Raw genomic sequence first — 7,964 nt, 5'->3', positions numbered from 1 at the left:
GACGGTCATGGGCGGGTCCGGGGGGCGGCGGGCATGGGGGCGTCCTTCCGGCGGGCGGGGGCGGCCGCGGGGGTGGGGCGGGGGGCGGGGGCGGGAAAGGCTGCGGTCAGGTTGTCATGGGGGTGCTCGACCCCGCCTCGAAACCGCCTCGAAATGCCGCGAGGCGGGCGGATTGGGGGCGGGGTGTGCTGTGGTGGTGGGGGGAATCGCTTGCGCCCGGATTGCGGGAATTCGGCGTTGCCGGTGGTGTGGTTTTGCGGAGCAATAAGTGGTAGGGAATTGCAAGTGGTGACCTGATATGGCCAGCGAATTGAAGGGTGGCAGAGAGTCGGTAAAATCTCAGTGCCGCTCACGAGCGAAAGTGGTGCACTATCACGACGACGCATTGTCCGATATTGATCGGCGTTTCCGATAAAGTCGGCGCACCGGGAAATTCGTGGCCGATTGTCGGCGATACCGGTTTTCGCCGTGAATTATGTGGTTCGCGCGGTTTTCGCGGTGGAGCGGTGGGGCGCCGCCGGCCACCGCCGGGCGGGCCGCGGTGGCGGCCGGGCACGGGGCCCGGCCCGTGTCCCGCCGTTCGCCCGCGCGGTCCCTCCCGCGCCCGGCCAGACTTATGCGCCGTCAGGGGCTCAACGTCCGTTCCAGGTCAGGGGGCTGATGCTCGGGATGACTGATTCACACGGCCGTGTACCGACCAGCGACCACCACAGCGACCACCACAGTGACCGTGGCACCGGCATCGCGGACGCGCCCCGCGTCGAGTTCGGTGTCCTGGGCCCATTGGCCGTCCAGATGAACGGGACGGGCAGGACCCCCACCGCGCCCAAGCTCCGCAACGTCCTCGCCATGCTGATCGTGCACGCCGACCAGGTCGTCCCCGTCACGGCGCTGATGCGCGAACTGTGGGACGACGAGCCGCCCGCCAGCGGGCTGACCACGCTGCAGACCTACATCCTCAACCTGCGCAAGCTGCTGGCCGCCCTCACCTGCCGGCCGGCCGCCCGGGTCGCCGAGACGCTGCTGCTCACCCGGGCCGGCGGCTACCAGCTGACCACCGCCCACGCCGGCCTCGACCTGCACCGCTACCACGAACTCGCCGCGGCCGGCCGCCGCGCCCTGGGCTCCGGCGACCACCCCGCCGCGCTGGCGCACCTGTCCGGGGCGCTCAACCTGTGGCGCGGCCCGGCGCTGGTGGACATCCCCACCGGCCGCATCCTGGAGTCCAAGCGCCGCCAGTACGAGGAGTCCCGCCTCGTGCTGCTGGAGTACCTGCTCGACACCCAGCTGCACCTGGGCATGTACCACGAGGCGCTGACCGAGCTGGCGGCGCTGACCACCCAGAACCCGCTGCACGAGGGGCTGCACGCCCAGTACATGCGCGCCCTGCACCTGGCCGGCCGGCGCGCCCAGGCCCTGGAGACCTTCCACAGCCTGCGCACCACGCTGGTCACCGAACTCGGGCTGGACCCGGGCCCGGCGATCCAGCGGCTGCACCACGCGATCCTCAACAACGACCCGCAGCTGTCCACGCCGCTGACCCCGCCGCCCGCCGACACCGCGCCGGCCGGCACCTGGACCAGCACACGCTGCTACTGAGGGCCCGCGCAGGAGCCCGCCCTCGTGGCCGGTGCCCGGCGGGGCACCGGCCACGAGGCCCAGGGGCCCGGGCGGGCTAGGCGGCGCTCACCTGCCCGATCCGCTCCAGCATCGGCAGGTGGTTGATGACGTCCCAGTGCTCGACCACCTGGCCGTCGGCGAACCGCAGCTCCTCCACCAGGTACCAGCTGACCCGGCGGCCGGTGGGCGGCACGCCCTGGAACTCGCCGGTGTGGGTCGCCGTCACGGTGATCCGCAGGATCACCCGGTCCCCCTCGGCCATGATGCTCTTGACCTCCAGGTGCAGGTCGGGGAACGCCCGCAGGCCCTCCTCCATGAGCCCGACCATGGTGGCCGAGTCCACGACGCGGTCCTGGGAGTAGTGCACGACGCCGGGGGCCCAGTACCTGGTGATGCCCTCGACCTTCCACCGGTTCCACGACGCGACCATCTTCAGGCAGCGGGCCTTGTTCTCGGCTTCCTCGACGTCCGGCATGGCGACTCCTCGTTCGGCGAACCGGCGGCGGAGCCCGCGCGCGGCGGAAGCCGCGGTGGCCCCTCCGCGTCCTTCCCACAGGGTGCCGGTCACCGGCTGGAGGGCCGGTCGAGGACGGCTCGTGCGGCCCTCCCCCGCGCCGCTCCTCCCCCACGACGGGTCCACCGGAACTCGGCGCGTCCTTGAGGACCGGCGCCGATCCTCAAAGCGAAGGACCAAAACGCGGCACCGGGAGGGATGGAACCCATGGCCGTGTTGGTGACAGGAGCGACCGGGCACGTCGGCAGGCACGTGGTGGCCCGCCTGCTCGACGCCGGGCGCCGGGTGCGGGCGCTGACCAGAAACCCCGCCACCGCGCGGCTGCCCGCCGGCGTCGAGGTCTGCACCGGCGACCTCGCCCGGCCGCACACCCTCGCCGCCGCGCTGGAGGGGGCCGAGGCCCTCTACCTCTTCCCCGAGCCCGCCGCCGCCGGCACGGTCGCGGCGATGGCGGCCGCCGCGGGCGTGCGCCGCACCGTCGTGCTGTCGTCCAGCTCCGTGCGCGAGGCCGGTGGCGGCAACCCCAGCGGGCTGCGGCACCTCGCCGTGGAGCGGGCCGTCCAGGACGCCGGCCTGGACTGGACGCTGGTGCGCCCCGACGAGTTCGCGACGAACACACTGTGGAAGTGGGGACACGCGATCCGCGCCGGCGAGGTGGTGCGGCTGCCGCTGCCGCGGGCGGCGCGCCCGCTCATCCACGAGGCCGACGTCGCCGCGGTGGCCGCGGCCGCGCTGCTGCAGGACGGGCACGCCGGGCGGATCTACGAGCTGACCGGCCCCGATCTGGTCTCCCAGGTCGAGCAGGTGCACCTGATCGGTGTGGCCTTGGGGCGGACGCTGCGCGTGGAGGAGGTCTCCCGCGAACAGGGGCGTGCCGACATGTGCAGGTTCATGCCCGAGGCGGTCGTCGACATGGTGTTGACCTATCTGGCCGACGCCGTCGAGGCGCCTCCCCCCGTGCTCCCGACGGTCGAGAAGATCACCGGGCGTCCGCCGTACGACTTCGCCCGGTGGGCGGCCGACCATGTGCGGGACTTCCGCTGAGTGGAGGGAACACGTGTACGGAGCCGAACTCGCCGAGATCTACGAACTCGTCCACCGGGGCCGGGGCAAGAACTACGCCACCGAGACCACCGAGGTGGCCAAGCACGTGTGGGCCCGCAAACCCGACGCCGTGTCGCTGCTGGATATCGCGTGCGGCACCGGGGGGCATCTGGGGTTCTTCGCCGAGCTGTTCGACGACGTCCAGGGGCTGGACATGTCGGAGGCGATGCTGGACGTGGCGCGGACCCGCCGGCCGGCCGGCACGCTGCACCTCGGCGACATGCGCGATTTCGACCTGGGGCGGACCTTCGACGCGATCACCTGCATGTTCGGGTCGATCGGCTACCTGCGGTCGCCGGCGGAGCTGGACGCCACGCTGGTGCGGTTCGCCCGACATCTGGTGGGCGACGGGGTGGTCGCCGTCGACCCGTGGTGGTTCCCGGAGACCTTCATCGAGGGCTACGTGTCGGCGGACGTCGTCACGGTCGCCGAGCGCACCATCGCGCGGGTGTCGCACTCGCGGCGGGAGAACGGCGCGTGCCGCATGCAGGTGCACTACGTGGTGGCCGACCCCCGCACCGGCGCCCGGCACTTCGACGAGAACCACCTGATCAGCCTGTTCCCGCGGTCGGCCTATGAGGCGGCGTTCACCCGTGCCGGCCTGGACGTGGACTACATCGAGGGCGTCCAGGCGGGCCGGGGGCTGTTCGTCGGCCAGCGCCGCTGAGACCGGGCCGCGGCGCGTGCGGGCCGGTCCGGGCCGGGACCGGCCCGCACGGCCGCGCGGTGGAAGAGACACACGAGTGGAGGAGGAGCAGTGACCGACAGCACCAGCACCGACAACGGCGCCCGCGCGGACGCGGCCAGGGTGGACGTCCTGGTCGCGGGCGGCGGCCTGGCCGGGCTGTCCACGGCGATGTTCCTGGCCCGGCGCGGCATCCGGGTCATGGTGGCGGAGAAGCACCCGGGTACGTCGATCCATCCGCGGGCCGCCGGGCAGAACCCGCGCACCATGGAGCTGCTGCGCCTGGGCGGGATCGCCGAGGAGGTGCGGCGGGTCAGCGACATCCGCGGCAGTCAGGGCGTGTTCACCATCAAGATCGCCGAGAGCGTGCGCGGCCGGGTGTTCGACACGTTCGCCGAGTCGTTCGAGGACCTGGTCGGGGCGACCGCGGAGTGCGCTCCGGAGCCGTGGGCGCTGGTCGCCCAGGACCGGCTGGAGCCCATCATGCTGGACCAGGCGCGGCGGTTCGGCGCGACCGTGGTGTTCGGTACGGAGGTGGTGTCGTTCGAGCAGGACGGGGACGGCGTCACGGTGGTGCTGCGCGACCGGGCCGGTGGTGGGGAGCGTGCGGTGCGTGCCGGCTACCTGGTGGCGGCCGATGGCGACCGCAGCCCGATCCGGGAGCGGCTGGCCATCCCGCGGTACGGCTACGGCACGCTCGCGCACGTGATGGGGATGATCTTCGAGGCGGACCTGTCGGAGGTGCTGCCGCCGGGGGCGTCGGGGCTGTACTACCTGCGGCATCCGAAGTTCACCGGGGCGTTCGGGGTGACCGACCGGCCGGAGTGGCACACGTTCTGGGCCGAGTACGATCCCGCGCGGGGCGAGTCGGCGGCGGACTTCACGCCGGAGCGGTGGACCGAGCTGATCCGGCTGGGCCTGGACGCGCCGGACCTGCGGGTGCGGCTGCTGGAGGCGCTGCCGTGGGAGATGGCGGCGCGGATCGCGCACCGGTGGCGGCACGGGCGGGTGTTCCTGGCCGGGGACGCGGCGAAGGTCAACCCGCCGACCGGGGGGCTGGGCGGCAACACCGCGATCGGGGACGGTTTCGATCTGGCGTGGAAGCTGGCCGCGGTGCTGCACGGGGAGGCCGGGCCGGGGCTGCTGGACAGTTACGAGAAGGAGCGGCGGCAGGTCGCCGAGTTGGTGGTGGACGAGTCGCTGTACCTGTACGCGCACCGGCTGGCGCCGCACATGGCCGGGGCGGTTCCGGCCGAGACCGGGTATGCGCAGGTGATTCTGGGGTTCCGGTACCGGTCGGACGCGGTGGTGGTGGAGGACGGCGATCCGGTGCGCGCGGAGGATCCGGCGCGGGCCAGTGGCCGGCCGGGGTTCCGGGCGCCGCACCTGTGGGTGGAGCGTGGCGGTGAGCGGTGCTCGACCATCGACCTGTTCGGCCGGGGGTGGGTGGTGGTGTGCGGGCCGCGGGGCGGCGCGTGGGCGGCGGCGGCCGCGCGGCTGGCCCGTGAACTGGGGGTGCGGGTGGAGGGGCTGCGGGCCGGGGCGGACGTGCGCGACCCGGATGGTGAGCTGGCGCGCCGGTACGGGATCGGGGCGGCGGGGGCGAGCCTGGTCCGGCCGGACGGGGTGGTGGCGTGGCGGACCGCCGAGGAGGCCGGTGACGGGGAGGAGGCCGCGGTGGCGGCGCTGCGCGGTGTGCTGATGCGGGTGCTGGCGCGCTGAGGTGGCCGGCGGCCGGGCGGCGGATGCGCCGTCCGGCCGCCGGTCTTCTGCCGGGCGGTGCATCCGCCGCCCGTGGCGTGTGGTGCGCGGTGGCGCGCACGGCGCTGCGGCGCGCGGGCTCGGGCGGCCCATCTCCCCCGCGCCCCGGATGGCGTTGCGGGGCTCGCGGGTCAGCCGGCCACGGGGGCCCGTGGGGCGGCGGGCGGGCGCGGCGGTGCCGCGGCCGGGATCGGGGCGGGGGCCGTGCGGCGGTGTGCGGCTTCGGTGCGCCGTTCCAGTTCCCGGACGACGTCGTTGGGGGCGGGCAGGGCGAGCATTTCGTCGCGCAGCCGGGCGGCGCCGCGGGCGTGACGGGGGTCGGACAGCAGCCGGACGAGGCGGTCGCGCAGGGCGGCGGGGGTGAGTTCGCCGGAGGGAAGGAACAGGCCGGCCTCCAGGTCCTGCAGGCGGCGGGCGCGGTAGACGGCGTCCCACATCCAGCCGAGGGTGACCTGGGGGACGCCGTGCACGGCGGCGGTGGACCAGGTGCCGGCGCCGCCGTGGTGGACGATGGCGGCGCAGGTCGGCAGCAGGGCGTGCAGGGGCACGTACTCCACCGCGCGGGTGTTGGCGGGCAGGGTGCCGACCGTGGCGAGCTGGGCGGCGTCGAGGGTGGCGACGACCTCGATGTCCAGGTCGGAGAGGGCGTCGAGGGTGGCGCGCAGGGACACCGCGTCGGGGAAGGCCGAGGAGCGGGTGGTGGTGCCCAGGGTGAGGCAGACGCGGGGGCGCGCGGGCGGGGAGCGCAGCCAGGCGGGGACGACGGCGGGCCCGTTGTAGGGGATGTAGCGCATGGGCACGGTGGGCTGGCCGAGGGACAGGCTGATGCTGGGCGGCATCTGGTCGATGGTCCACTGGCCGGTGACGATCTCCTCGTCGTAGGGGTGGCCGTGCCGGTCGATGGTCCAGGTGAGCCACTCCCCCAGGGCGTCGTCGTGTTCGGCGGCGGGGTGGGCGGCGTTCTTGCGGAGCAGCGCGGCGCGGGTGCTGAGGAACATGTCGGGGAAGGAGAGCAGCCGGGCGTGTGCGGCGCCGGCGGCGCGGGCGGCGACGGCGCCGGAGAAGGTGAACGGCTCCCAGATGACGAGGTCGGCGCGCCAGTGGCGGGTGAAGCGGACGAGGTCGTCGATGACGGTGTCGTCGTTGGCGGGGGCGTAGACGAGGGCGGTGAAGACGGTGTCCCAGTAGCGGAGTGTGTCGTGGTCGAGGCGGTCGGGGCGGTTCTCCAGGAAGTCGGGGTGGCGCAGGGGGGCGAACAGGGCGGGGCCGCCGTTGCGCATGACGGTGTCGAGGGGGTGGTCGGTGCCGACGGGGACGGCGGTGAGGCCGGCCGCGGTGATGGCGGGGGTCAGGGCTGGGTGGCTGGCGACCCGGACTTCGTGGCCGGCGGTGCGCAGGGCCCAGGCGAGGGGGACGGAGCCGTTGAAGTGGGCGTGCTGGGCGAAGGACGTCATCAGGACCCGCATGGTGTGCTCCACGGTTCTCGCTGCTGCGCGGCCGGTCGGGGTGGCGGGGTCAGGAGGTGGCGGGGAAGCGCAGGACGCCGTGGGTGACGGGGGCGCGCATGCGGTGCAGGACGGGGGCGGTGCGGCGGAGGGTGGGCAGGCGGGTGGCGAGGGCGCGTAGCGCCGTCTCGGTGAGCAGGCGGGTGAGGGGGGCGGTCAGGCCGGCGGCGGTGCGGGGGGTGAGGGCCAGGTGGCCGGGTTCGCCGTGGCGGTCGAGGGTGAAGCGGTCGGGGTCGGGGTGGGCGGCGGGGTCGCGGTTGGCGGCTTCGACGCAGATGACGAGGTGGCTGCCGGCGGTGATGTGCTGGCCGGCGAGGGTGAGGTCGGTGTGGGCGATGCGGCTCTCCAGCCGGATGGGCGGGTCGTGGCGGAGGGTCTCCTCGACGACGCGGGGGGCGAGGTCGGGGTCGTCGCGGAGCCGCCGCCACTGGCCGGGGTGGTCGAGCAGGGCGTTGGCGGCGTTGCAGATGAGGTTGGCGGTGGTTTCGATGGACAGGGCGGCGAGGAGGCAGCCGGCGAGGGCGTCGGCGTGGGCGGTGGGGGTTTCGGCGGCGGCGCGCAGCAGGTCGGCGGCCAGTCCGGTGCCGGGGTGGCGGTGGTGGGTGTCGATGAGGTCGGTGAGCAGGTCGCGGAGTTCGCCGATGGCGGCGAGCAGGTCCAGGGCGGTGGGGTGCGGGGGCGGGCAGAGGCCGGCGTCGAAGGCGGGGGCGAGGCGGGGGGCCAGCCGGGTGAGGGCGGCGGTGTTGGGGGCGGGCAGGGCGAGCAGGCCGGCGAT

Annotated in this window: 7 protein-coding genes; 4 read left to right on the top strand and 3 right to left on the bottom strand. The window is 74.2% G+C overall.

All coding sequences use genetic code 11. The features are described 5' to 3' along the window. The first annotated feature begins 669 nt into the window (after positions 1-669). Complete coding sequence (locus ACFQRF_RS27580) at positions 670-1,599, top strand: AfsR/SARP family transcriptional regulator (RefSeq protein ID WP_379874404.1); 930 nt, start codon at positions 670-672, stop codon at positions 1,597-1,599. Positions 1,600-1,675: 76 nt separating this feature from the next. On the opposite strand, the gene ACFQRF_RS27575 is transcribed toward ACFQRF_RS27580, so the two are convergent. After that, positions 1,676-2,095: an ester cyclase gene (locus tag ACFQRF_RS27575; RefSeq protein ID WP_379874402.1), complete on the bottom strand. Its 420-nt coding sequence runs from the start codon at positions 2,093-2,095 to the stop codon at positions 1,676-1,678. A 246-nt stretch (positions 2,096-2,341) separates the two neighbouring features. Between ACFQRF_RS27575 and ACFQRF_RS27570 the strand changes: the two genes are divergently transcribed. The 3 genes from ACFQRF_RS27570 (at position 2,342) to rdmE (ending at position 5,645) form a co-directional block, all read left to right on the top strand. Further along, entirely contained in the window at positions 2,342-3,178 is an 837-nt protein-coding gene (locus ACFQRF_RS27570; protein ID WP_379874401.1) for an NAD(P)H-binding protein, read from the top strand. Positions 3,179-3,191: 13 nt separating this feature from the next. Further along, on the top strand, positions 3,192-3,905 hold the full coding sequence (locus ACFQRF_RS27565) for a class I SAM-dependent DNA methyltransferase (RefSeq protein ID WP_379874399.1): 714 nt from the start codon (positions 3,192-3,194) through the stop codon (positions 3,903-3,905). A 90-nt stretch (positions 3,906-3,995) separates the two neighbouring features. Further along, a complete protein-coding gene (rdmE, locus tag ACFQRF_RS27560; RefSeq protein WP_379874397.1) occupies positions 3,996-5,645 on the top strand; it encodes an aklavinone 12-hydroxylase RdmE in 1,650 nt (549 codons plus the stop codon). Between the two features lie 170 nt (positions 5,646-5,815). Here rdmE and ACFQRF_RS27555 read toward each other — a convergent pair whose 3' ends face one another. Together ACFQRF_RS27555 and ACFQRF_RS27550 are read right to left on the bottom strand one after the other, a co-directional pair. After that, the gene (locus ACFQRF_RS27555; RefSeq protein WP_379874396.1) at positions 5,816-7,150 is read right to left on the bottom strand and encodes an activator-dependent family glycosyltransferase; all 1,335 of its coding nucleotides are present in this window, start codon (positions 7,148-7,150) and stop codon (positions 5,816-5,818) included. A gap of 49 nt (positions 7,151-7,199) precedes the next feature. Continuing rightward, a partial coding sequence (locus tag ACFQRF_RS27550) for a cytochrome P450 (RefSeq protein WP_379874394.1) occupies positions 7,200-7,964 on the bottom strand: 765 nt, incomplete at its 5' end.

The sequence above is a fragment of the Marinactinospora rubrisoli genome, from assembly GCF_042664915.1.
GTDB lineage: Bacteria > Actinomycetota > Actinomycetes > Streptosporangiales > Streptosporangiaceae > Marinitenerispora > Marinitenerispora rubrisoli.
The sequence above is the reverse complement of the archived record's forward strand: the minus strand, read 5'-3'. Positions and strand labels throughout refer to the sequence as shown.

What these genes read in the sequence shown, in the direction of transcription:
- ACFQRF_RS27580 (WP_379874404.1), top strand. Translation starts at nt 670, where the DNA reads ATGACTGATTCACACGGCCGTGTACCGACCAGCGACCACCACAGCGAC.
- ACFQRF_RS27575 (WP_379874402.1), bottom strand. Translation starts at nt 2,095, where the DNA reads ATGCCGGACGTCGAGGAAGCCGAGAACAAGGCCCGCTGCCTGAAGATG.
- ACFQRF_RS27570 (WP_379874401.1), top strand. Translation starts at nt 2,342, where the DNA reads ATGGCCGTGTTGGTGACAGGAGCGACCGGGCACGTCGGCAGGCACGTG.
- ACFQRF_RS27555 (WP_379874396.1), bottom strand. Translation starts at nt 7,150, where the DNA reads ATGCGGGTCCTGATGACGTCCTTCGCCCAGCACGCCCACTTCAACGGC.